The organism is Christiangramia marina (genome assembly GCF_048285865.1).
GTDB classification, from domain to species: Bacteria; Bacteroidota; Bacteroidia; order Flavobacteriales; family Flavobacteriaceae; genus Christiangramia; species Christiangramia marina.
In genome coordinates, this window is sequence record NZ_JBLVTK010000002.1 from 123,442 (window position 1) to 147,722 (window position 24,281).

At 39.1% G+C, this 24,281-nt stretch carries 20 protein-coding genes; 8 read left to right on the plus strand and 12 right to left on the minus strand.

Going from position 1 to position 24,281, the window contains the following annotated elements; all coding sequences use genetic code 11:
* The 4 genes from ACNKXS_RS07065 to ACNKXS_RS07080 form a co-directional block, all read right to left on the minus strand.
* Positions 1-985: cysteine desulfurase family protein (locus ACNKXS_RS07065; protein WP_417920259.1), on the minus strand; the 985-nt coding region annotated here is incomplete at its 3' end.
* A gap of 80 nt (positions 986-1,065) precedes the next feature.
* Positions 1,066-1,404, minus strand: coding sequence for a winged helix-turn-helix domain-containing protein (locus ACNKXS_RS07070; RefSeq protein WP_417920260.1), 339 nt, complete (start codon positions 1,402-1,404; stop codon positions 1,066-1,068).
* 5 nt (positions 1,405-1,409) lie between these two features.
* Entirely contained in the window at positions 1,410-3,674 is a 2,265-nt protein-coding gene (locus ACNKXS_RS07075; protein WP_417920261.1) for a xanthine dehydrogenase family protein molybdopterin-binding subunit, read from the minus strand.
* Between the two features lie 21 nt (positions 3,675-3,695).
* Positions 3,696-4,160, minus strand: a complete 465-nt coding sequence (locus ACNKXS_RS07080; protein ID WP_417920262.1) for a (2Fe-2S)-binding protein — start codon at positions 4,158-4,160, stop codon at positions 3,696-3,698.
* A 216-nt stretch (positions 4,161-4,376) separates the two neighbouring features.
* Here ACNKXS_RS07080 and ACNKXS_RS07085 point away from each other — a divergent pair, with 216 nt between their 5' ends.
* A complete protein-coding gene (locus tag ACNKXS_RS07085; RefSeq protein ID WP_417920263.1) occupies positions 4,377-5,054 on the plus strand; it encodes a type 1 glutamine amidotransferase domain-containing protein in 678 nt (225 codons plus the stop codon).
* A 51-nt stretch (positions 5,055-5,105) separates the two neighbouring features.
* On the opposite strand, the gene ACNKXS_RS07090 is transcribed toward ACNKXS_RS07085, so the two are convergent.
* On the minus strand, positions 5,106-5,330 hold the full coding sequence (locus tag ACNKXS_RS07090; RefSeq protein WP_295181266.1) for a CDGSH iron-sulfur domain-containing protein: 225 nt from the start codon (positions 5,328-5,330) through the stop codon (positions 5,106-5,108).
* A 394-nt stretch (positions 5,331-5,724) separates the two neighbouring features.
* Between ACNKXS_RS07090 and ACNKXS_RS07095 the strand changes: the two genes are divergently transcribed.
* Positions 5,725-6,267 (plus strand): hypothetical protein, encoded by a 543-nt coding sequence (locus ACNKXS_RS07095; protein WP_417920264.1) that lies wholly within the window; start codon positions 5,725-5,727, stop codon positions 6,265-6,267.
* Positions 6,264-6,650: a hypothetical protein gene (locus ACNKXS_RS07100; RefSeq protein ID WP_417920265.1), complete on the plus strand. Its 387-nt coding sequence runs from the start codon at positions 6,264-6,266 to the stop codon at positions 6,648-6,650. The genes ACNKXS_RS07095 and ACNKXS_RS07100 overlap by 4 nt, the downstream gene beginning before the upstream one ends.
* Here ACNKXS_RS07100 and ACNKXS_RS07105 read toward each other — a convergent pair.
* Positions 6,627-7,334 (minus strand): arylesterase, encoded by a 708-nt coding sequence (locus ACNKXS_RS07105; protein ID WP_417920266.1) that lies wholly within the window; start codon positions 7,332-7,334, stop codon positions 6,627-6,629. The two genes, ACNKXS_RS07100 and ACNKXS_RS07105, sit on opposite strands and share 24 nt — an antisense overlap.
* A gap of 52 nt (positions 7,335-7,386) precedes the next feature.
* On the opposite strand from ACNKXS_RS07105, the gene ACNKXS_RS07110 reads away from it, so the two are divergent.
* The 4 genes from ACNKXS_RS07110 (at position 7,387) to ACNKXS_RS07125 (ending at position 13,991) form a co-directional block, all read left to right on the plus strand.
* Positions 7,387-8,070 (plus strand): ABC transporter ATP-binding protein, encoded by a 684-nt coding sequence (locus ACNKXS_RS07110; protein ID WP_417920267.1) that lies wholly within the window; start codon positions 7,387-7,389, stop codon positions 8,068-8,070.
* 1 nt (position 8,071) lies between these two features.
* Positions 8,072-10,615, plus strand: a complete 2,544-nt coding sequence (locus ACNKXS_RS07115) for an ABC transporter permease (RefSeq protein ID WP_417920268.1) — start codon at positions 8,072-8,074, stop codon at positions 10,613-10,615.
* A 108-nt stretch (positions 10,616-10,723) separates the two neighbouring features.
* Positions 10,724-11,743, plus strand: a complete 1,020-nt coding sequence (locus tag ACNKXS_RS07120; RefSeq protein ID WP_417920269.1) for a helix-turn-helix domain-containing protein — start codon at positions 10,724-10,726, stop codon at positions 11,741-11,743.
* 88 nt (positions 11,744-11,831) lie between these two features.
* The gene (locus ACNKXS_RS07125; RefSeq protein ID WP_417920270.1) at positions 11,832-13,991 is read left to right on the plus strand and encodes a M3 family metallopeptidase; all 2,160 of its coding nucleotides are present in this window, start codon (positions 11,832-11,834) and stop codon (positions 13,989-13,991) included.
* A gap of 84 nt (positions 13,992-14,075) precedes the next feature.
* Here the strand turns inward: ACNKXS_RS07125 and wrbA are convergent, their stop codons facing one another.
* Positions 14,076-14,684, minus strand: coding sequence for an NAD(P)H:quinone oxidoreductase (gene wrbA / locus ACNKXS_RS07130; protein WP_417920271.1), 609 nt, complete (start codon positions 14,682-14,684; stop codon positions 14,076-14,078).
* A gap of 95 nt (positions 14,685-14,779) precedes the next feature.
* Here wrbA and ACNKXS_RS07135 point away from each other — a divergent pair, with 95 nt between their 5' ends.
* The gene (locus ACNKXS_RS07135) at positions 14,780-15,364 is read left to right on the plus strand and encodes a pseudouridine synthase (protein WP_417920839.1); all 585 of its coding nucleotides are present in this window, start codon (positions 14,780-14,782) and stop codon (positions 15,362-15,364) included.
* Here the strand turns inward: ACNKXS_RS07135 and ggt are convergent.
* From ggt to ACNKXS_RS07160, 5 genes are all read right to left on the minus strand, one after another.
* Positions 15,361-17,067 carry a gamma-glutamyltransferase gene (gene ggt, locus ACNKXS_RS07140; protein WP_417920272.1) on the minus strand — a complete coding sequence of 569 codons (1,707 nt, stop codon included), beginning with the start codon at positions 17,065-17,067 and terminating at the stop codon, positions 15,361-15,363. The genes ACNKXS_RS07135 and ggt overlap by 4 nt on opposite strands.
* 38 nt (positions 17,068-17,105) lie before the next feature.
* Positions 17,106-17,654, minus strand: a complete 549-nt coding sequence (locus ACNKXS_RS07145; protein ID WP_417920273.1) for a biliverdin-producing heme oxygenase — start codon at positions 17,652-17,654, stop codon at positions 17,106-17,108.
* The gene (locus ACNKXS_RS07150; RefSeq protein ID WP_417920274.1) at positions 17,644-18,204 is read right to left on the minus strand and encodes a response regulator; all 561 of its coding nucleotides are present in this window, start codon (positions 18,202-18,204) and stop codon (positions 17,644-17,646) included. The genes ACNKXS_RS07145 and ACNKXS_RS07150 overlap by 11 nt, the downstream gene beginning before the upstream one ends.
* A 61-nt stretch (positions 18,205-18,265) precedes the next feature.
* On the minus strand, positions 18,266-20,479 hold the full coding sequence (locus ACNKXS_RS07155) for an ATP-binding protein (RefSeq protein WP_417920275.1): 2,214 nt from the start codon (positions 20,477-20,479) through the stop codon (positions 18,266-18,268).
* Positions 20,480-20,487: 8 nt separating this feature from the next.
* A complete protein-coding gene (locus ACNKXS_RS07160) occupies positions 20,488-24,147 on the minus strand; it encodes a CheR family methyltransferase (protein ID WP_417920276.1) in 3,660 nt (1,219 codons plus the stop codon).
* Positions 24,148-24,281: the final 134 nt, after the last annotated feature.

Genomic DNA, 24,281 nt, shown 5'->3' on the forward strand with positions numbered 1-24,281 from the left:
TATTGGAAGTACAGGCGGAACCTCTAGAGATCGCGATCCTGTTCATTCTTCGGTAGAGTGCATCTCCATCCACATTGTGAACACTAAAACTTATGGTATTCGGAAGTCGGTCCTGATCTTTTGCAGTTATTTGAACATCCTCTAAAGCCTGCAGCTGCTCTTCAAAATTAGTACGTAGTAATAGCAATTCTTCTGAAGTTTCTTGCAATCCTTTTTGTGCCAATTCTGCAGCAAAACCAAATCCAACCATTGCCGGAACGTTTACAGTTCCCGGTCTCATACCATTTTCCTGATTTCCTCCGTACATATACCTTTCTAAGTCGATCGTTGAGGAACTGTATAAAGTGCCTGCTCCTTTGGGTCCATAAATCTTATGAGACGAAAAAATTGCGAGATCTATTCCCATAGCCTTTATATCAACGTCGATTTTACCAACTGCCTGGGTGATATCGCTCATGACCACGCTAGCATTCTGATGCGCTAACTCTGAAATTTTAGTAATATCCTGAATGACGCCAGTTTCATTATTAGCCAGCATCATCACTACCATACTCGTATCTGGACACAACAAACTTTGAAACTGTTCCAAATCTACTATACCGTTGCCATTGACCTCTACATAGCTGATGTCATAACCATCCTTTTCTAAGGCATTTAAGGTTTCCAGAATAGCTTTATGCTCGGTTTTACAACTAATTATATGCTGTCCTTTATTCCTGTTTTCTTTTGCAAACCCAATCAACGCAAGATTGGCTGCTTCTGTAGCTCCTGAAGTAAATGTGATTTCTGAAGATTTGCCATTGATCAAAGCTGCCACCTGTTTTCTTGCTTGTTCCAATGCCTCACTGGCATCCCACCCAAATGCATGATCGCTATGAGGATTTGCAAAATTTTGAGTGAAATATGGCAGCATCTTTTCCAACACCTGTTCATGAACCGGGGTTGTAGCATTGTAATCAAGGTATATTTTTTCGGATTTTATCAAATGCTTTAAGCGTTATGTATTTAAATATATATCGGACTTTAAAACTATGAAAGAAGGCTTTAAATTTCTCAGTTTTAGTTTTAATTTAAGATTTTAAGTAGCTGCTTCTCTTCTTCAGTAACCTCTTGCAGTTTTTTCTGAAGTTTATTGTAGGCTTCCATTACTTCTTGAGCATGAATAGTAACTTCTGCACCACCACCAGTTTTCCCTCCTTTTCTTAATATCACCAAAGGTTCTTCGGAATGCTTATTTAATTGCTGAACAATATCCCAGGCTTTGCGATAGGATAACTGCATTTTCTCAGCTGCTTTGGATAAACTCCCTTCAGCTTTAATATTCCGAAGTAATTCATGTGGACCGGGACCATAGAGTTTATCTCCATTAGTCTCGATCCAGCATTTCACCTTGATACTTTTCATATACTTCAGGTCTTAAGATCGCCCTGCAAACCGGTGATAAACGGTTGCTTATAAAACCTTTTTCCGGTCGCCTTGTACAGGGCATTCGCCAATGCTCCCTGAACAGGCGGGAATGGTGGCTCTCCCAAACCTGTTGGATCGATCCCATTCTCTACAAAATGAACATCGATCCTCTTGGGAGCTTCTTTATGCCGTATAAGTCGGTAGCCATCGAAATTGCTTTGTTGCGGAGCACCTTCAGCAAAGGTCATTTCGCTGAATAGAGCATGACCAATTCCATCGATCGTACCACCTTCCACCATGTTCTTAGCAGCTTCAGGATTTACCACAATTCCGCAGTCAACGGCGCAGGTTACTTTATCTATAAGAGGCTGATTATTCTCAACGGTCATATCGAGGATCTGGGCGACATAAGAATTATGACAGTAATAGGCCGAAACCCCTCTGGCCATCGTCGAATTAGAATTCCAGCCTGATTTATCCCTTGCCAGTTTCAATACCCCCGCATATCTCTCAGGATCGTAATCATTGTTTTCGCCTACTGGCTTATTTTTTGCTTTTTCCAGCATTTCTAATCTGAATTCTATAGGATCTTTTCCCATTTCTTCAGCAAGTTCATCGAGGAAAGATTGCTCGGCTCCAGCAATAAAATTCGACCTTGGAGCTCTAAAAGCTCCTACGGAAATATTGGATTCTACCACCCAGCTTTCTGCCAGGTAATTATTAATAGCTCCTGCCGGGAATCTATTGGCGAAAAGCGGACTTTCAGGAATCCCTCCTGCATTCACATGGAAAGCAGTTAGTTGATTATTAGCATCTAATGCTGCCTTGTATGTTACGTGATAAGCCGGCCGGTATACGCCATTGGTCATGTCATCCTCACGTGTATACACTAGCTTGATAGGTGCACCTACCTTCTCTGAAATCACCGCTGCTTCCACCAGAAAATGACCGTAAAGTCTTCTTCCAAAGCCTCCACCCATTCGCGTCATCTGGATGTCAATATTTTCAAGATCCAACCCAAGGCGCTTCTGTACGCTTTTTTCAGCATATTCCGGAGTTTGTATAGGACCTATTAATTCAGCTTTCCCATTGGAAACATTCGCGAAAAAATTCATTGGTTCCATACAATTATGCGCCAGGAACGGGCAGTTATATGACCTCTCGATCACTCTCGCTGCATTCCTAAATGCTTTTTCAGGATCTCCATCTTTTCTTACAACTTCAGCATTTTTACTGCCCGCTTCTGCCATCAAGGAGTTGTGTATATCGCTACTTTCGAGTCCGCTTGCATCCTGCATGCCAGCCGACTTCTCCAGAATTTCAATTTCTTTAGTAAGTTCAGGGTTAAGATCCCATTCCACCTCCAGTTCTTTTCTTGCCTGCATCACCTGCCAGGTGGTCTCGCCAACGATAACAACCAGTTTTGAAAACGATCCAACATCACTCCACTCCTTCTCCATATCCTCAGGATAGGTATCGATGGTAAAAATATCAGTAATACCGGGCAGGCCTTTGGCCTTTTCAGCATTCATATTTTTAAATTCCATTCCAAAGGCGGGTGGCTGCATCACCATTGCGATTAGCATTCCATCTCTATGGGTGTCCAGTCCATATAATGGTTGCCCGGTTACGATCTTTCTGGCATCTACGTTCTTTCTGGATGTACCAATAATCCTGAAATCTGTATTTTCCTTTAAGTTTACTTCCTCTGGAACTTCAATAGCGGCTGCCGATTTTGCAATATCTCCAAAACCGATCTTCTGTCCGGATTTGGCATGCTCGATGATACCATTGTTTACCGTAATTTCCTCCTGAAGTACATCCCACTGTTTTGCAGCTGCTGCAACCAGCATATATCTTGCAGTAGCACCAGCTGTTCTTAAAGATTGCCAGCCCTGTCTAATAGATTGACTTCCACCTGCAAGTTGTCTTGTGAAAATTTCAGTATTAAGCGGAGCCTGCTCTACTATTACGTTATTCCAGTCTACATCGAGTTCCTCTGCCACAATCATAGGCATGGAAGTCTTTACATTCTGACCAATTTCAGGGTTTGGTGAATAGATGGTAACTATACCATTATCTCCAATTTTAAGATAGCCATTCAACTCGAACCACTTATCTGGCATTTGCATCGCCAGTTCTTCACTACCTTCTTCCGCCGGGCCTTTGCAAGCCATCCAGTTAAAGCCAATTATTAGTCCGCCACTAGCGATAGAAACACTCTTTATAAAGGATCTACGTCCAAATGTTGTTTTTACTTTACTCATCTCGATCTTCTTTGACTATAATTAAACTTCCTGTGAATTGGAAGCGGTTTTGATGGCTGCTTTGATACGGGTGTAGGTTCCACATCTACAAATATTACCATTCATTGCGTTCTCTATCTCAGAATCTGTAGGATTTGGATTCCGTTTTAGCAGTGCAGTTGCAGACATGATCTGGCCAGCCTGGCAGTATCCACATTGCGGAACATCGTGTTCCAGCCAGGCTTTCTGCACGGGATGATCTCCGTTTTCAGAAAGACCTTCGATCGTAGTGATCTTATTCCCTGCTGCAGAAGATGCCGGTAACTGACAGGATCTTACAGCACTGCCGTTAAAATGTACAGTACAAGCGCCACATTGAGCGATTCCACACCCAAACTTGGTACCTACCAGATTTAAATGATCCCTTAAAACCCACAGTAACGGAGTATTGGGATCTATGTCGAAAGAGTGTTCTTTATCATTGATGTTGAGGGTTATTGCCGCCATATCTTAAATTTTCCTAAAAATTACGTAATTATTCCAAGCGAAACCAGCCTTACTACCATTTAGCTAGCTATTTCCTAACGAGATCTAACAAGATTTTAACCAGTTCAATTGATTTAGATCAACTCGAAACGACAGTTACATGCTTAAATTTGTGCTAATTAATTCTCTGACTGAACATTAAGTTGGAACTTTAGAATAAACCAAAAAAAAATTATTATGAAAGTTTTATTTGTACTTACATCACACGATAAATTAGGAGATACTGGAAACAAAACTGGTTTCTGGATTGAAGAATTTGCGAATCCATATTATAGCCTGTTGGATAAAGGCGTTGATATTACTGTTGCAACTCCTGAAGGAGGAAAGGCACCCATTGATCCTACCAGCGACTCTGAAGATAATCAAACAGAAGATACCAAACGATTTAAAAACGATGAAGCTGCACAGAAAGTGATCAATAATACGCATAAGCTTTCTGAAGTCAAAGAAGAAGATTTCGATGGTGTATTTTATCCAGGAGGACATGGACCACTTTGGGATTTATCTAAAGATGAAAAATCTATTAAGCTAATTGAAAGCTTTAACGAAGCTGGAAAACCAATCGCATTTGTATGCCATGCACCTGCAGCTTTGAAAAATGTAAAAGCTAAGGATGGAAACGCTCTTGTAAAAGGTAAAAAAGTAACCGGATTTACAAATTCTGAAGAGGAAGCGGTTCAGTTAACCGATGTTGTACCATTCTTAGTGGAAGATATGCTTAAGGAAAATGGAGGAATCTATTCCAAGGAAGCTGATTGGAATGAGTATGCAGTAACAGACGGTAATTTGATCACAGGACAAAATCCGCAATCTTCAGGAGCAGTTGCTTCCAGATTATATGATATGTTGAAATAAGAATTTAGTTCAAAAAATTAAGAAAGCCTCTGACAGATCAGAGGCTTTTTTTTATTTCTTTTTTGGAGGTAAGTCAAAAGCTATTGCTTCGTGTTCGAAATGATTTCTATGAGCTCCGTCACAGAATGGCTTATTGTTGGATAACCCACATCTACATACTGAAACCAGGTCTCTTCCACCCAGATCATACACATTTCCATTCTTATCTACGATCTCAAAATCTCCTTCTACTTTAAGAGATCCGTTACTATTCACTGTTAGTTTTGTTTTCGCCATAATTTCTATAAGTTGAAGTACGAAGATAATTCAAAGCAGGTTTAGACTCTTTCTATTTTAGGGGCCTTCTTTGATAAACTGTACAAAAGAAAAAAGCTTCAGGGAAGAAGCTTTTTTCGAAAGTGAACATTATTAAAACAGATCTATTAACAAACTTAGATTTATAAAAGCACCAGTTCAAATTCATTTTAAAATGATAGAATTAATAGCGGCCAAAACGTTTATACCATTAAAAATCAAATAATTAATAGATCTGCGCTAAAAATAGTGATTAATTTATACTATTTATAAGTGAACATTTGTTAAATAAAAAGTACGCTTTTACTTTCCCGTTATTCTGAAGATTTCAGTTAGTTCTCGAAAGGTTTTTATTTTATTTCAGACCTAGGCATCAATGAAAAATTTACCCCAATTCATTTTCCTATTATTCCACACACTTTTTATTGGAATCGCAGTGTACGAGAGTCAGGAGCAGTTTTCGCAGCTTATACCGCTAACGCTGATCACTTCGTTGCTTCTATACTTTTATCTTCATAATTTTTCGAAAAGTAAGGAACACGCAGAAAAAGATATACAAATATCAACCATCATATTTGCTGTTTTAGGTGGAATTACAACCTTTTTCCTGCAGGATCGACTTGAACTTACAGCGGTGCTTTCTGCCGGAACCATTGGCCTTTTCGGCGGAATTCTACCTAAGTTCATTAATAAGCCTTTAGCTAAGATCGCTTCGCCAGCCATATATTGTGGTGCTTTTGTTGGAATGACTCCTCCGGTTTTGGCAGGAAATTATCTATTTATAATACTAGCTTCATTTTTCGCTGGTACTATACTCATACTTGCACGTAAGAGTTTTAATGGTTATGCTGGAAAACTTGGTAGTATCGCTTTTGCTGGAGTAAGTCTGGTTAGCCTTTTAACCTATGTGCTACTATGATGAATTTTTTACTCATATTAACCTGCAGTGTACTTTCAGGTCAGCTCACTTATACCTTAAACAATAGTTTAAATCTGGGTGCTGTCATTGCTTCTTCTCTGGTGAGCATTTCAGGAGGATTATTGATCTACACTCCAGTATCGGAAGTTTTGCAAGAAACTTTACCTCTGGTAATTATGGGTGCAAGCTTTGTTGGAATGGCTTCGGAAGAGATCGCGGCCAGGAACCGCATCATTATCCTATCCTCTATTTTCTTCGGAATTCTATTTTATTGTACCGGAGTTTTCTTTGAAGGTTTTGGTGGAAGTTTAGGAACCACTGCTGCGATCGCATTTTTTGCCAGCCTGGGGTTTCAGCAATTAGTTTTTAAGAAGGGGTTCTAAAGTTTCCCAGATATTTTCTACTAAGATTGGCTGAGCTTCAGCAGTTGGATGAATACCATCCTGTTGATTGAGTTCCGGATCGCCGGCGACACCATCCAGTATAAATGGAATTAAGTAGATGTTCTCTTTTTCGGCAAGCTCTGGAAATAACTCTCTGAATTCTGTAGTATAATCTGCTCCAAGATTTGGTGGGATCTGCATCCCAGCAAGAATAATCTTAGTTTCTGAATTTTTCTCCTGAACATAATCTACGATCTTATTGAGATTAGATCTGGTTTCAGCTAAAGGAACACCGCGTAATCCATCATTCGCACCAAGCTCCAGAACAAAAATTTCCACATTTTGCTTTAGCACCCAATCGATCCGGTTGAGTCCTCCGGCAGTCGTCTCTCCACTAAGCCCGGCATTGATCACCGTGTAATCATACCCAAGAGAATCCAGTCGCTGCTGAATTAGATTCGGGAAAGCTTCATCTGTCTCAAGCCCGTAGCCTGCAGTAATGCTATCTCCAAAAAAGAGGATGGTTTTAGAATTTTCTTCTTCTGAATTATTCTCAGATTCTTCAGTAGCAGATTTCTCTTCAGCTGCAACCGATTTTTTTTCGTTTCCGCAGGATAGATTCAGCAGTAAAACTAAACTAAGCGCAAAGATTGGAAAGCTTCGAAAGATAGGTGCAGTATTCATAAAATCATTTCTTATTTTGTTGGCCCGAGTAAAGAAAATTAAAAGAACTAAGATGGCAAAAATTTTAAGGGTTGAAAATCTCAGCAAAACCTATCAAAATGGTAATAAAAAGCTGGTCATCCTGGACAATATCAATTTCGATATTGAAGAAGGAGAAACTTTTGCTATCGTTGGCCCATCAGGTAGTGGGAAAACAACTTTACTTGGCCTGAGTGCAGGACTTGATCGAAGTGATGAAGGCACTGTAGAACTCTGCGGCGAAAATCTAAGTCTACTTGATGAAGATGGTCGCGCTGCATTGAGGAACAGTCACGTAGGATTTGTATTTCAAAACTTTCAGCTCATTCCTACCCTTACCGCTCTTGAAAATGTTGCTGTTCCTTTGGAACTTCGGGGAGATTCGAGTGCAGAAACTGAAGCTACGGCCCTACTGGAAAAAGTTGGTTTAAAATATAGAATGCATCATTACCCAACACAATTGTCTGGAGGAGAACAGCAGAGAGTTGCTCTAGCTAGAGCATTTTGCAACAAACCCAGGATACTTTTTGCAGATGAGCCTACTGGAAACCTGGATGAAGCTACAGGCCAAAATGTGATCGATCTGCTTTTAACATTGAACAAGGATCTTGGGACAACCCTGGTAATAGTTACTCATGACATGGATCTGGCTCAAAAAACGCAGCGAATTCTTAAACTTCGCGGAGGAAAAGTTCAGGAATTACAAATCCAGGAGTAATATGAGTTCAAAAAGATCAAGCGCCGGTTTCCCATGGTTAATGAAGATGGCCTTGAGGGATGGGAAAGCAAGCAGCAGAAAACTGTTTTTATTTATCGCATCGATCGTACTTGGAATTGCTGCGGTAGTTTCTATACAGTCTTTTAGCGCTAACCTCAAACGTAACATCTCTCTAAAATCGAAATCCCTAATGGGTGCCGATTATATTATTGACAGTGATAAACTTCCTACGGAAAAAGTTTACGGCATTATTGATTCTCTTGGAGGCGCAGAAGCAAGAGAGATTAGCTTCGCGTCCATGGCTTCATTTCCTAAAAAGAAGGGAACAAAACTGATGCAGGTTCGGGGAATAGAAGGCGGTTTTCCTTTTTATGGAGAAATAGAAACTACACCTGCCCTGGCAGCTAAAAATTTTAAAGAATCTGATGTTGCTTTGGTAGATGCAATGGTCATGCTTCAGTTGGGACTTAAAGTTGGCGATTTTGTAAAAATTGGAAATACAAGTTTGGAAATTGGCGGAGCCTTGAACAATGTTCCCGGAAGTTCCAGCGTTTTTAGTTCTATAGCTCCTCCTCTACTGGTGCCCTTTTCTGCCATAGAAAAATCGGGTCTGGTTCAAACTGGTAGCCGCATTGATTACAGGTATTACTTTACCGCTCCGGAAAATCTTGATATGGAGAAGTTTGATGAAAAACTTGATCCTATACTTGATGCGAACGATGCAGATCTGGACACTCACCTCTCCACTAGTCAGCGATTAGGAAGACGGTATGAGAATTTTGCGAAATTCCTGAACCTGGTGGCTTTCATTGCGCTATTACTGGGTTGTGTTGGAATCGCCAGCGCCATACATATCTATATAAAAGAAAAAGTTGCATCGATCGCTATTTTAAAGTGCCTGGGAGCTTCCAGAAAACAAAGTTTTCAGATCTTTTTGATTCAGGTGATCATTATTGGATTGATCGGTTCTGTGATTGGAACGTTGTTAGGACTCGGTTTGCAGGAATTATTCCCCTACTTGTTACAGGATCTTTTGCCGGTGGAGATAGATCTGCAAATTTCACCTGTAGTAATTATTACAGGAATTATACTTGGAGTAAGCATGTCGGTTCTTTTTGCTTTATACCCACTGCTTACCACCCTGGATATTTCACCCTTGCAGACTCTACGCATGCAGCAATCTGCAGGATCGAACAAAAAATATAAGATCCTCGTATCATTCGCAGTCATAATTTTCATCTGGGTCTTTGCATTCTGGTTGCTCGATAACTGGTTATATGCGATCTGGTTCGTGCTGGGACTATCCATCACCTTTGCTATTTTGAGCGGGTTTGCAGCTTTGATCATGAAATTGCTGAAAAGGTATTTTCCGAAGAACTGGGGATTCCCGGCAAGACAAAGTGTTTTAAATCTCTACCGACCGCAGAATCAAACGCTCATTCTCATTCTAGCCATTGGGATTGGAACATTTTTAATTAGCACTCTGTATTTTACCAGGGATTTGCTTTTGGCTCAAACTACATTGGAAAGTCAACAGAATACGCCGAATATGATCTTGCTGGACGTTCAAAGTGAGCAAAAAGATGAGGTTAAACAGGTAATTGACAGTAGCAACCTGGAACTATTGCAGAATATTCCCATAGTCACTATGCGTGTTATTGAGCTGAAAGGTAGAAGTGCGAACGAAATTCGTGAAGACACCAGCAGTACGATCAATAATTGGGTTCTTGATCACGAATTTAGAACTACCTACAGGCACTCACTTTCTGAAGGAGAAGAAATTCTCGATGGAAAATGGAAAGCTAATTTTACCGGAGAAGGAATAATCCCGATTTCTATAAGTGATAATCTTGCTGAAGATGCCGAGGCCACTATTGGAGACAAAATAATATTCAATGTTCAGGGCGTTCAGCTGGAAACTGAAGTGGTAAGTATTCGTAGAGTGGACTGGGGTAATATGCAGATCAATTTCTCAATTTTATTCCCGACCGGTGTTCTGGAGGATGCGCCGCAATTCACGGTGATGACAACGCGGGTGGAAGATGATAATGCTTCCGCGCAACTTCAGCAAAAGCTGGTACAGCAATTTCCGAATGTGACCATTATCGATCTAAGACAGGTTTTAAAAGTCGTTGAAGAAATTCTAGGAAAGATTTCCTGGCTAATTAATTTCATGGCATTTTTCAGTATTCTTACCGGTATCATTGTACTTATTGGTGCAGTAAGAACCAGTAAATATCAAAGAATTCGCGAAAGTGTTCTTTTAAGAACCCTTGGTGCCAAGAACAGGCAAATCTTAAAAATCCTAGGACTGGAATACTTATTTCTGGGAATGCTGGGAAGCCTTTCTGGAATATTATTATCATGCATTTCCAGTTTTCTAATTGGCTATTTTCTGTTCGATACTACATTTACTCCATCAATGATTCCATTCTTCGTGGTATTTCCGGCGATAACTGCATTGGTGGTAATCATTGGGTTAGCAAATAGCTATAGTGTAGTGAAAAGCCCACCACTGGCCGTTCTTCGGAAGGAGTTAGGATAAATGAAATTGATGGTGTTGTCAAGGTCAATATGAATTTAACAATTCTTTAGCCATGATAGTTTAAGCCGCTGTGTACCTTGTATGAGTTAACAAGCTAACTCAATTTTTATGAAGACTTATCATTTAGAAATAAATGATGTGGATGATTTTATTCCTGAACTTGCGAAGACTTTAGGAATTGATCATTCAGAACACCTCGGCGAATTCTCTCTATTTATACCTGATTCTATTGGCGATGGCAACATTCGTGGAATCAATTTTCCTAATGGTATAGGTCTATATATGTATCATGTCACGGTTCGAGAAGACACGGAGCTAAGGATTTCCCATCCAACTATAAAGCCGATTCGCTTTATCTATTGTCTGGATGGAATGATTGGAAGTAGTTTTGATTTTATAGATACTGAAGATCTTGTAAAAGATCATGAATTCGTGATTGCTGCTCCAAAAAGTAAGGAGACGTACAACATTAGCTTGAAGAAAGACATAGAAACCACGCTCTGTTATCTCGAAATTGACCGTTTAAAATTTCAGGAATACTTCAGTTTTGACCTTCATGAACTTGAGCCCATTTTTTACAAATTATTTAGTGATGTACAGGCACATAATCGGGTTTCCAACCTTGGAAATATTAGCCTCCAAACTTCAGAAATTATCAAGGAGATTAAAACCTGTGATCTTACAGGATTTCCAAGGATTAATTTTGTAGGAGCCAAATCTCTGGAGATCCTTAGCTATATGTTGAATCGTTTTAAAAAGGAAGATCAGCAAACTCAGAATGAACTAAAAGATAAAGACCGGGCGGCTGTAGAGAAAGTTGTCAAGTATATAGATTCCAATCTCGCCCAGGCTGGAACAGTGAACGAACTGGCACAAATTGCCGGCGTTAATACTAATAAACTTCAGGAAGTTTTTCAGAAGGTTTATGGGAAAACCGTTAACGAATACGTGCGTGACATACGCCTAACTCGAGCACTACATATGCTTTCTTCAGGAAAAAAGAATGTAAGTGAGGTTGTTTATGAATTAGGATTATCCAGCCGAAGTTACTTTTCAAAGATCTTCAAAAAAAAATACGGAGTTTCGCCAAGGAAAGTACTTTCCAAAAATGAATTACCAACTAAATAATTTTTCAAATAATAGACTAACCAGGATATTCGAAGCCTCGCTTTGGTCCAGGTTTTGTAAGTTAACAGACTTCGAATTAAAATAGAATATGAAAAAGAAATTAAGAACAGGCCTGAGTATGATCGCACTATTTGCACTAATAAGTCAGTCCACTGCTCAGGAAAATAATCAGGAAATTATGCAAAATCCATTACTTAAAGAATGGCAGGGCCCTTATGAAGGAGTTCCGGCTTTTGACAAGATGGAAGTTTCACTTATCAAGCCAGCAATTCGCAAGGGAATGGAATTGCATCTGGAAGAGATCAACCAGATCGCTAATAATTCTGCTGAAGCTACCTTTGAAAACACCATTATTCCAATGGAAAAAGCAGGAAAGGAACTGGATCGTGCCTTTACCTATTATGGAATCTATAGCAGCAATGTTTCCAGTCCTGAATTCAGAGCAGTCCAGAAGGAATTGGCTCCAGAGATTTCAGAATACTCCTCGAAGATCAGTCAGAATGAAGCTTTATTCAAACGCATAAAAACGGTTTATGAGAACTCTCAGGAGAAGCCATTGGATTCCGCAGAACAAAGAGTGATCGATTTAGTATATGAGGAGTTCGCCATGCAGGGGGCCGATTTAAATGAGGAAGACAAGAAACGTTATGCAGAGATCAACAAGGAACTTTCGGCATTATATACTAAGTTTTCAAGCAATGTATTGGCAGATGAAGAGAATTATGTGATCTACCTTACAGAAGAACAAATTGGCGGACTCCCGGAATCTTATGTGAAATCTGCCGCTAAAGCTGCTGAGGATCGTGATCATAAAGGTTCATATGCAGTTACCAATACAAGATCTTCCATGGATCCATTTCTTACCTATTCTACGGAAAGAGAACTCCGTGAAAAGGTATGGAAGAACTACTATTCCCGAGGTGACAATAACGATGAATTTGATAATAAAGAGATTATTCAAAAGATCCTGAAGCTTAGAGATGAGCGAGTGGAATTACTTGGTTTTGATAATTATGCCCAGTGGCGCTTGCAAAATCGTATGGCTAAAAATCCTGAAAACGCCATGGATCTAATGATGCAGGTATGGCCTGCGGCTTTGGCCAGAGTAAAAGAAGAGGTAGCAGACATGCAGAAAATTGCAGATTCTGAGAATGCTGATATAACTATCAAGCCTTGGGATTATAGATTCTATGCTGAAAAAGTCAGAAAAGAAAAGTATGACCTGGATAGCGAAGAAGTAAAACAATACCTGGAACTAGGAAACCTTACCCAGGCGTTATTTTTCACAGCTGGTGAATTGTTCAATTTTCAATTTACTCCTGTAGAAAATAACAGTGTTCCTGTTTTTCATGAAGATGTAAAAGTCTGGGAAGTTAGTGATAAGGATTCCGGAGAAATAGTAGGATTATGGTATTTAGATCCATATGCGCGACAGGGAAAACGCTCTGGAGCCTGGGCAACTACTTACAGAGGTTATACGAAGCTTACAGGTGAAAAACCAGTGTTGGCTTCTAACAATTCAAACTTTATACAACCTGCTCCGGGTGAGCCAGTACTGGTTTCCTGGGATGATGCAGAAACATTTTTCCATGAATTTGGTCATGCCCTGCACTTTCTATCAGCTAATGTGGAATATCCTACCTTAAATGGTGGCGTACGTGATTATACTGAATTTCAATCGCAATTATTAGAGAGATGGTTGTCTACAGACAAGGTGATCAACCAGTATCTTAGACATCACGAAACTAATGAGGTGATTCCTGAAGCTTTGGTAGCAAAGATCAAAAAGGCTTCTACCTTTAACCAGGGATTTGGTACGACCGAGTTTTTAGCTTCTGCGATCATGGATATGAAATATCATACTACAGATCCAGACAAGATCGATCCTGCCAAATTCGAAAAGGAAACTTTAAAAGAGCTTAATATGCCAGAAGAGATCGTAATGCGTCATAGAACACCTCATTTTGGACATGTGTTTTCTGGTGAGGGTTATGCATCCGGTTATTATGGATATTTATGGGCAGATGTTTTAACTGCTGATGCTGCGGAAGCTTTTGCTGAAGCTGAAGATGGCTTCTATGATAAGGAAGTTGCTCGCAAATTAGTGAAATATCTTTTTGCTCCTAGAAATGCAATGGATCCTGCGGAAGCTTATAAAAAGTTCCGTGGAAGGGATGCTGAAATCGATGCGTTGATGCGTGACCGTGGTTTTCCTGTTCTTGAAAATTCAGAAACTACTGAAGACTAAATTCAGAACTTTTAATAACAAAAATGCCCTGAAGTTTCAGGGCATTTTTTGTTTAAGATATCTTAAAATTTTAATGACTATATTCTAAGCTTTACTCATTCCACCTTTAATGCTTTCAGCAATACTGATAGTTCGCTTTACCTGGTGTGTTATAGAAGTTTTAGATTGCTCATTAAGATCGTCCACTCCTCCATCAGAACTAAAACCATAAGGATTACCTCCAGTTTTAAATAATTCTTCTGAAGTATAACCAGGAGCGGCAACTATGGCTCCCCAATGAAACATGCTTTTATAGAGTGTTAGTAAGGTAGTCTCCTGACCACCGTGTGGATTTTGTGCACTTGTCATACCGGAAACGACTTTATTAACTAATTTCCCTTTACTCCATAATCCTCCTGTGGTATCAAAAAACGCCTGAAGTTGAGAAGGTAAATTTCCATATCTGGTAGGAATACTAAAAATTATTGCGTCTGCCCAATCAAGATCATCCAGTACCACTATCTCAACATCCTGGGTTTCCTGATAATGTTTTTTCCAGGCATCGTTAGATTCAATAGCTTCCATTGGTGCAGTTTCTTTCAACTTTCGGAATCGAACATCATGGTCTCCGTTAGACTTTGCTGCTTCAGCTGCCCACTTCGCCATTTGATGGTTTGTACCGGTTGCACTGTAATATATTATAGCAATTTTCATAAATAAGGTTTTAAATTTGTCTCCTAATAATTTAAGTAGATTCGTTTAAAACAAGTTCTAAAGTTTTGATAAATCTACAATTGCTTACTAAGATTATGACTCCAGATTATCACAGGCATTTTAAGATCTATAAACCATACGGTTATTTGAGTCAGTTTATAACCAATCAGAGAAAGGGAGGAAAGCACAAACTTCTGGGAGAGCTGGGTGATTTTCCTGAAGGTACGATGTCCATTGGGAGACTGGATAAAGATTCTGAAGGACTTTTATTATTGACCACAAATGGTAAGCTTAGTACCAAGGTTACAGCCGGTAACTCTGAAAAGGAATATTATGTACAGGTTGATGGTGACATTTCAGAAGAAGCCATAGCAAAACTTCATAAAGGTGTTGAAATAGGGATACAGGGCAAGAAATACCAAACTAAGGAATGCAAGGTTTTTAAATTAAATGTAACTCCAGAATTTCCTGAAAGAAGCAAACCAATACGCGATGAACGTCATGGGCCTACAAGCTGGATAAGTATAACACTTATCGAAGGCAAGTTCCGGCAGGTAAAGAAAATGACCGCAGCAGTTGGCTTTGCCACCTTAAGACTGGTACGGGTGCGTATCGCTAATGAAAAACTCGATAATTTAGATAGCGGCGAAGTGCGAGAAATAGAACGCGTTAGTTTCTAATATCCCACCGCTTTACCAGTGTAGCTTCTGGAGTCGGCAGAACCCTGGTAAACTCCTGTTTCAGGATCTATGATAATTCCCATGGCTCTACCTTGTGAAGATCGCGTTCCTGTTTCGTGTCCGTAGGATTTTAAGATCTCTATCGTATCTGGCGAAAAACCCCACTCTTCAAAGGTGATCAGATCTGGCAACCATTGATGATGAAATTTTGGTGATTCGATAGCTTTTGTGATATCCAGATCATAATCTACAACATTGAGAATCACCTGTAGAACAGTATTAATGATAGTTCGGCCTCCTGGTGACCCAATAACGATATAGGCCTTATCGTTTTTCGCTACAATGGTTGGACTCATACTTGAAAGCATTCGCTTACCCGGAGCAATTTGATTAGGTTCTGTTCCAATTCTACCTTCAGAATTTGTCAATCCGGGAATCGCATTGAAATCTCCCATTTCGTTATTCAGAAGAAATCCGGCTCCTTCTACCATGATCCGATTTCCGTAAGAATGTTCTAATGTATAGGTAAGCGAAACAGCATTTCCTTCTTTATCGACCACCGAGATATGCGTAGTTTCATCGCTTTCAAACTGAAGATGTTTCTTATTGAAATTAGCAGAATCACTGATAGAAGCTGTCTTTTCCTTAATTGCTGATTGTAATTTACTAGCATAGGATTTCGATAAAAGTGAATCCAGTGGCATCTCAGGATTAAATTGAGGATCGCCAAGAAATTGAGCTCTGTCTGCGAATGCTAATCGCATTGCTTCACTAATATAATGAATGCTCTGAGCGCTGTTAAGTCCGTATTCATGAAGATCGTAATTCTCAAGAATGTTTAGCATCTCTATGATTGCAGTTCCACCAGAACTTGGAGGAGGCATCCCGATAATCTCATTCCCACGATAAGTTCCCACGAGTGGTTCTACTTCTTCCGAATCATAACCTGTTAGATCACTTTTGGAAATAATACCACCGGTCTTCTTCATGAAATCATGAATTAGCTGGGCAGTTTTACCACTATAAAAACCATTAGCTCCATGATTACGTATTCTAATAAGGGATTCTGCAAGATCCTTCTGAATAATCGTATCGCCCGTTTGATAAGCTTCTCCACTGCTATTCAGGAAAACAGCGGCAGTACTTGAGTATCCTTCTTTGTTATCGTAAACCCATTCAGAAAATCTGGCCAGATCGGGATATACCGTGAATCCATTCTGGGCAAGATCGATCGCAGGTTGAACCAGGCTGGCCCAATCCAGGTTTCCATATTTGGAATGTGCCTGAAACAATCCAGCAACAGTTCCCGGTACACCTGCAGATAATGTCGTTTCGTGGTTCGAGTTATCCTTGACTTTACCATCTTCACCCAAGAACATAGTTTTTGTAGCTTTTTGAGGAGCTTTTTCTCTAAAGTTAAATCCGGTTGCCTTATCTGCATTCGGTTTATAAAGCAGAAATCCACCGCCACCAATATTACCGGCGGAAGGCAAAGTCACAGCTAACGTAAAAGCAGTTGCGATAGAAGCATCGATAGCATTTCCTCCTTTTTCGAGTATTTCCACACCTGCCTCTGAGGCTAGATAATGAGAACTTGCCACCATCCCATTTTCGGCTTCCACGGGAATCCTTCCCGATTGTGCCTGCAGATCAATTTGCTGAACTGAGAGAAATACAAGTAGAAGTAATTTTATCTTGGACATAGCAAGGTATATTAATGAAAAAAGCCCTGAAAAGGACTTTATAATTTTATTAAATCAATTTTGAACGCTTCTTCAAACAGATCAAAAGTTTGCTGAGCCTTTCTGGCAGCAATTTCTTTTTGATCTTCAGTAAAATCCTTATTCCGAAGGAATTTCAAAAATTCATTCCAGCTTTTGATCTGGTCTCTTTTTCCACTGAAAAATTGTTGATCCGGCAAATGTTCAAGATGAGGACAATTCTTCAGCTCCTTCCCTATCATCAAACCTCCCATTGCAGAACCTTCTACAACATATGCTGCACCTACAGCTTCTGCTTCATTGACACACTGAAATTCAAGAGAAGTTTCAGCCTTTTCTATTCCAAGGCTTAAAAGATCCAGTTTGATTGCATGGGTTTTAGTAGAAGAATAATTTTTCAGATGGAGGGCTATAGAGTCTTCAGTAGCAGCATATGCAGCATGATTCTGAAGCAGGAGTAATTTGTATTCTTCTTCAGTTATACTGTGATCCATGATCTTGTTGGCCAGATTTTCACCTTCCAATGCCTCATGTTGAGCTTTGGTTGCTTCGCGTAATTTATTCAACATCGTTTCTATCTATATCGAAATTACCGATCGCTTCCCTGATCTTATTAATATTCTCTTTCTGAGCCTGATCTTCAGAATTCATTTTATCCAGATAATCGTAGATTTTGTTCACCGTTATTTTATTCTGGCGAATCATGCTTCTAAGTTCCTGTTTTGAGGTCATGTTGATGACCAGCTTTTTCAGCAATGGTTCCAGCTTTTCACTCAGGTTGTTAATGTTCTTTTTAAGAATATAACCTGAAGCTCCATTTAAAATAGTGTTTGCCGCTAATTCCTCGTCATTGATAGTTCCGGTAATAAAAATAAATCCAATAGAATCATCAAATTCCTGCACGGTAGTTAGCACATCCAGACCCGTACAGTTAGGCAAGTTATAATCTGATAGAACGACATCTGGTGCGAAGTTCAAAAGTAATCGTTTACAATCCTCCAGATTATCTGTAGTTTCGATCACAGGTTCCTCTACGATCTTTGAAATTTGCCGTTTGATGAGAAAAATATCGTTCTCATTATCTTCAACCAGAAGTATGTTAAGTTTTCTGTGAATCATGATTATACCTATATCTAAAGCGAAAATAAACTAAAACAAAGTATGAAACAATTGCTAAAAGTTAAACATGAAAGTAGAAGGCTGAACCTTTACCCGGTTCACTCTCTGCCCAGATCTTACCATTATGTTTTTCGATAATCTTTTTTACGATCGCTAATCCAATCCCTGTTCCCTGGTAATTATCTCCTGAATGTCTTGAAAACAAGTTGAAGATTTCCTCTTTATATTTTGGATCAAAACCAATCCCGTTATCCTTAATATGGTATACAGTAATGTTTTCTTTTAAATTATATCCAATTTCAATTGCTGGACTGGAACTTCTTTCACTGTATTTCAAAGCATTTGCTATAAGATTGGACCAGACCTGACCCAGCATCCTTCTGTCTCCCAGCATTTTTGGTAAGGACTCATCGATACTAACAGACGTATTGCTAAAGTTGGACTTTATATTAAATGACTTCAGTATATCACTAACCATGGTATCTGTAGAGACGACCTGTTTATTAATATCTTTGTTGGAAACACCTGCAAAAGACAGAATGTTATCGATAAGATCCTGCATCTCCTGAACTGATGAAAGAATAGTATCTACCGCCATTCTCCCTTCTTTATTGAGACTGCTGAAGTGATCTTCTTTCAATATATGAGCATAGCCATCTACACCACGCAAAGGTGCTTTTAGATCGTGCGAAAGACCCTGACTGAAAAGTTCAAGTTCCTTATGAGCAGTCACCAACTTCTCATTGAGATTATCTATGTCACGTTTTTGATTATCGAGAATGACATAATTAACGTTTTTACTGAGTTTCCTGGCGCCACTAAGTTCATAGTCCTTCCAGAAAGTTGCTACACCGCTTAAATCCTCGGTCCACTTCTCAAAAGATTTTCGCGGAGTCAGCCGCTCTTTTTCTGAATCGTAGAATGCTTTATTATTAGGATCACCGCCCCAGTCAATTTGTTGAATTACTTCAGGACGAAACCAGATCAAATAGTTCATATTGTCATTACCCAATCGCGAACTTAAAATACCCGACCCAGTTGATTTATAAGCTTTGGCTTCAGGATATAAACTCAATAAGTTCTTTGTATAGAATATGTTATCCTGTTGTTTACTTAGAAACTTTTTGATGAGCGTTTTTACTTCTTTTTTAGAAGGTGTCTTCCCAACGAGCTTGATTTTGCCGTCTATCACAATTGCCGCTCCAGAAGATTCAATGAGATCTGTAAGTTTAAGATCATTGGTTGAGAGTCCTTTTTTGATGGAATCCTGTCTCAATACCTGATCCATAAGTTGTCCTGCTACTTTTTCTACCTCTCCTATTTTATTTAAAAATATGTTGGAGTTTTTTAGTGAAAGTTCATTCGAGAATATCTGGATTAGGAATTCACAGGTTTGTCTTTCGTAGTAACTCACAAATTTAGCCTCCCGATGATGGCAGGCCAGCAGACCCCATAATTTCCCGTTGCTGATTAAAGCAGCAGTCATACTCGCACCAATGCCCATATTTTGAAGATATTCAATATGGATTGGGGATACACCTCTAAGTTTTGATTTCGAAATATCCAGAGGTTCACCACCTATTGGTGAAATTTGAGGAACAATTTTTACAGGAGCATAATTAACATCAGTGATGATACGCACCCTGTTCTTAAAGAATAGTTGTCTCGCCTGCTTCGGAATATCACTTGCCGGATACTGCAATCCCAAAAAAGCTTCCAGATCATCATTCTTTGCTTCTGCAATCACCTTTCCATTCCATTCGTCATCGAACTTATAGACCATCACCCGGTCATATTCAAAAATCTGGCGGGTAAGATTGGCTGCATCCTGACAAAGCTCTTGAGGATTTTCGCTTGCAGATAAGGTATTCAGTAACCCGGACAACTCCTTCTGAAAGTCGAAAGTATCTTTCTTTTCGTGTGTGGGTTCAATATCGAGAATTAAAGAATCACCGCTTAAATGTGGGATTAAAATGAATTTCTTACCATTTACAAGGGATTCTTCGACTTCCAGTCTCTCATCCTTCAGCAGAGAATCATTGATATTTTTAAGCACTTCCGAAGATAAAATATCAGAAATATTGAGTTTCAGTAATTCTTCTGAAGCAATACCAATAATATGACCGGCATTCTCGCCAACCTGAGTGATCTTACCTGTCTTAATACACGAGGCGATCAACAAACCATGTGATTGTGTGGTTCCTATAATATGAATAGGCTCCTTTTCACAGCTACTAAGGTCTACTTCTACCGGGTACTTATTCTCTTCTGTCATTAAAATACTTAAGCCTTCAGTTTAAAATAAAAGGTACTTCCTACTCCTTCCTGAGAGTCGACCCAGATGGTTCCCTCGTGCAGCAATACGATCTTTTCTACGTGTGCCAGTCCAACTCCTGTTCCTTCCATATCCTCATTTCCAGGCACACGGTTGAAGATTGTAAAAATGTTTTTCTGATCTTCTTTCGATATTCCCAGACCGTTGTCCATGATGGAAAATACCCAATAATTGTTTTCACGATAAGAAGAAATTCTGATCTCTGGATTTCGCTCTTTTGGAACGTATTTAATAGCATTACTAATAAGATTCTGGAATAATAATCTAAGTTCTACTTCATACCCCATGATTTGTGGCATAGAACCAACATTAATTTTTGCATCTGTATCCCTAATACTCTTACCAAGATCATATTTCACAATTTCAACAACCTCTTTTATGTTGACCAGTTCTTTTGCTCCATTCTTTCCTATTCTGGAATGTTCCAGTAGCGCTTTTATCTGTCCGGATAGTCTATCTGAAGCATTCTTGATATACTTGATATAGTTCTCTCCTTTTTCATCCAAATGTTTGGCATACATTTTCCCTAGTACATCACTACCAAATTTTATAGTTGCCAAGGGCTCCTGTAGATCGTGAGAACAAATGGAAACGAATTGCTCCAGATCTCTATTTGCTCTTTCTAGATCACTTTTTTGCTCCTGGAGTTTAGCTTCTGCTTTTTTCAAGGCTGAAATATCCACGCAGGTATAGCGAATGGTTTTGAGGTTTTCGGCTTCGTCCTTTTCAGCAGTTGCATTTAAGATCACCGGCAAAATAGTTCCATTCTTGGTGATCATATTCTGCTCTACATTGATGATTTCACCAGATTTCTTAATATTCGATTTAAGTTTTGTGGATGAAACTTTTGTGTCTTTATCGAAAAACTCATGAATAGACCTTCCAATCACTTCCTCTTTTTCCGTATAACCTAATTTCTGAACAGCCTTACGGTTACATTGTACGATCTCTGAAGACTTTGGATCCACACTCATATGTAAGACAGGATCATCTTCATAGAAAGATCTAAAACGTTTTTCGCTGGCCACCAGTTTCTCTTTGGACTTCTGAATCGTTTCTATATCAATAAAGGTGATTACCACCCCATCCCGTTCGTTCTCTGAATTAAAATATGGAGATATACGTTGTAGGTAATTACGTCCTTCCCTGGAAACTATATGCTTTTCCAGTACCTTACCACTTTGAAGTACCCTTTTACACCGATCTATAAAACTCCGTCTACGTGTGAGCCCGAAACTATTAGTGAAATTATCGATTGGTCTGCCAATATCACTATTTAGTAAACTGAAGTGCTTTTTAATTGCCGGAGTAAATTTTCGAATATTGAATTGCGAATCCAGGAAGATCACACCAATATCGGTGCTCTTCAATAAATTATTCATATCTGCATTTAATGCGGCGAGATCATCCATTTTCTGGACATTCTCTGCATTAACTGTATTTATTTCCTCATTAACACTTTGCAGCTCTTCATTGGTACTTTGCAGCTCTTCATTAGATGCAAGTAATTCCTCATTCGCCGCCTGAAGTTCTTCATTACTGGTTTCTATCTCTTCCAGCGAAGTTTGCAGGTCTTCCCGGGTACGCTTTAACTCATTCTCGAGATTATTAACGTATTCTTTCGTCTGGCTGGAAGGACTCACCTTTTCGACTTCCTGAACCTTTGAGAAGTCAACATCCTTCTCTATAAAGGTGATGACATAATTCACTTCGTTTTCGAGAGAGTACTCTTTGAGCGGTTTTATAATAATATCAACTCCAAGTTTCTCATCATCTTTTTCAATAACTACGTCTTTGTAAACCGAAATTTCTCCAGTTTCAAGAGCCTTATTAAAAGTAGACTGGACGACATATTTTAAGCTGGAATCCAGCATATCCAATAAGTTTATAGAAAATCCGCTTACAGGTAGAGCGGCATATTTTCTAAATTCACCAACTGCCTGCAGTATATTATAATCAGTATCAACAAAAACCGCAGCGCCACCAAACTGACCAAGAATTGCCTCATTTAATTCATGCTGCAATTTCTGGCGTATAGGATTTACCTGAGCCCTTCGGTTTTTACGTTCTCTTTTTGCATTGTTCTCAAGAATTCTGGAATAATCATTATTCATTTGAGAAGCATGGCTAATCCCGTCTCTAAGTCTCTTGCTGACATTCTTATTTCTGAAAACCTTCCATTTCCTGCTAATTTCAGTAAACTGATCCCTGAGCGTATGAGGATTTTCACTGGTACCCAGCACAAGAATACCATCTTGTTTTAAAGCATAATGAAGCATATTCATTGCTTTTTTCTGAATACTATTCTGAAAATAGATCAAAAGATTACGGCACACCACCATATCCATATTACTGAAGGGTGGATTTTTAATGATATTATGTCTGGAGAAAATAACAGACCTCCTTAATTTGTCGGTAACCTGATAGCCTTCAGAATTACTAAGAAAATACTTCAGTAAAAGATCCTTTGGAACATCTGCGACAATACTTTCAGGATAGAGTCCTTTGCTTCCAATGTCCAGGTGAGCCTGAGAGATATCTGTTGCAAAAATTTTAATTTCAATATTCTTTTGCTGTCTCTGCATTTCTTCGTGCAGGCATATAGCAAATGAATATGCTTCTTCACCTGTACTACAACCAACACCCCAGATTTTTAGAATATCTCCATTGCTTTTGTTTCTAATTAATTCTGGAAATACCTCATCTCTTAGAATATTCCATACCTCTTCATCCCTGAAAAATTTAGTAACACCAATCAGAAATTCTCTATAAAGGATTTCGACTTCTTCGTCGTTCTTCTTTAAATAATCAAAATAACCATTAAGATTATTGCAGTTGCAAATATTTACTCTTCTTGCAATTCTTCTCGCTAGTGTAGCATATTTATATTCTCTAAAATCCAGACCTGACTTCTCGTTAACATAATTCAGGATGGCATTCAATTCATTTTCGTCAAAATTCGCATCACCATCTTCAGAATGAAATATCGGCGGGGTTGAAATAAATCTTTTAAGCTCATGCCCCATATCGTTTACGGAAAGAACATAGTCTACAAGGCCTGTGTTAATGGCACTTATAGGCATGCCATCAAATTTCGCTTCATCTGGCTCCTGAACCATGACCATACCATCATTCTCCTTAAGTGCACGCACACCCCGGGTTCCATCACTTCCGGTACCGCTCAGAATTACGCCTATAGCTTTGTCTTTTCTTTGAGATGCGAGAGATTCAAAAAATATATCAATAGGTAAATTGAGAGTCTGTGTCTTTGGTTTTTCTGTAAGTATTAATCGATCACCTTCAAGCTTAAGGTTATTAACCGGAGGGATCAGGTGAACATGCCCGGGTCTAACCTGCATTTCGTGATCGATCTGGATTATTGGTAACCTGCTGTTCTTTTTCAATAATTCAGCCATCATACTCTTATAATCTGGAGACAGATGTTGAATTACGACATAGGCGTTGAGATCGCTAGCTTCTATATTTTCGAAAAAGGCTTTCAGAGCCTCCAGCCCTCCAGCACTTGCTCCCACAGCTATAATACGAGTTTGATCGTTTCCGGTTTTTGATTCAGACGTAACAATTGAGCGTTCTCCTGTACTTTCCATTAATCTGAGTAGTAGATAATTAAAGAATAGCCACTAAGGCTTTTAGTAATTTGTAATTATAAAAAAATTATTCGGTTTAAAGTAACCCTAATCCAACAATTGTTGAGCCAAATCGGTAGTGTTTATAGTGCCTA

Coding starts and splice junctions, on each gene's coding strand:
- ACNKXS_RS07070 (WP_417920260.1), bottom strand. CDS start 1,404: ATGAAAAGTATCAAGGTGAAATGCTGGATCGAGACTAATGGAGATAAA.
- ACNKXS_RS07075 (WP_417920261.1), bottom strand. CDS start 3,674: ATGAGTAAAGTAAAAACAACATTTGGACGTAGATCCTTTATAAAGAGT.
- ACNKXS_RS07080 (WP_417920262.1), bottom strand. CDS start 4,160: ATGGCGGCAATAACCCTCAACATCAATGATAAAGAACACTCTTTCGAC.
- ACNKXS_RS07085 (WP_417920263.1), top strand. CDS start 4,377: ATGAAAGTTTTATTTGTACTTACATCACACGATAAATTAGGAGATACT.
- ACNKXS_RS07090 (WP_295181266.1), bottom strand. CDS start 5,330: ATGGCGAAAACAAAACTAACAGTGAATAGTAACGGATCTCTTAAAGTA.
- ACNKXS_RS07095 (WP_417920264.1), top strand. CDS start 5,725: ATGAAAAATTTACCCCAATTCATTTTCCTATTATTCCACACACTTTTT.
- ACNKXS_RS07100 (WP_417920265.1), top strand. CDS start 6,264: ATGATGAATTTTTTACTCATATTAACCTGCAGTGTACTTTCAGGTCAG.
- ACNKXS_RS07105 (WP_417920266.1), bottom strand. CDS start 7,334: ATGAATACTGCACCTATCTTTCGAAGCTTTCCAATCTTTGCGCTTAGT.
- ACNKXS_RS07110 (WP_417920267.1), top strand. CDS start 7,387: ATGGCAAAAATTTTAAGGGTTGAAAATCTCAGCAAAACCTATCAAAAT.
- ACNKXS_RS07115 (WP_417920268.1), top strand. CDS start 8,072: ATGAGTTCAAAAAGATCAAGCGCCGGTTTCCCATGGTTAATGAAGATG.
- ACNKXS_RS07120 (WP_417920269.1), top strand. CDS start 10,724: ATGAAGACTTATCATTTAGAAATAAATGATGTGGATGATTTTATTCCT.
- ACNKXS_RS07125 (WP_417920270.1), top strand. CDS start 11,832: ATGAAAAAGAAATTAAGAACAGGCCTGAGTATGATCGCACTATTTGCA.
- wrbA (WP_417920271.1), bottom strand. CDS start 14,684: ATGAAAATTGCTATAATATATTACAGTGCAACCGGTACAAACCATCAA.
- ACNKXS_RS07135 (WP_417920839.1), top strand. CDS start 14,780: ATGACTCCAGATTATCACAGGCATTTTAAGATCTATAAACCATACGGT.
- ggt (WP_417920272.1), bottom strand. CDS start 17,067: ATGTCCAAGATAAAATTACTTCTACTTGTATTTCTCTCAGTTCAGCAA.
- ACNKXS_RS07145 (WP_417920273.1), bottom strand. CDS start 17,654: ATGTTGAATAAATTACGCGAAGCAACCAAAGCTCAACATGAGGCATTG.
- ACNKXS_RS07150 (WP_417920274.1), bottom strand. CDS start 18,204: ATGATTCACAGAAAACTTAACATACTTCTGGTTGAAGATAATGAGAAC.
- ACNKXS_RS07155 (WP_417920275.1), bottom strand. CDS start 20,479: ATGACAGAAGAGAATAAGTACCCGGTAGAAGTAGACCTTAGTAGCTGT.
- ACNKXS_RS07160 (WP_417920276.1), bottom strand. CDS start 24,147: ATGGAAAGTACAGGAGAACGCTCAATTGTTACGTCTGAATCAAAAACC.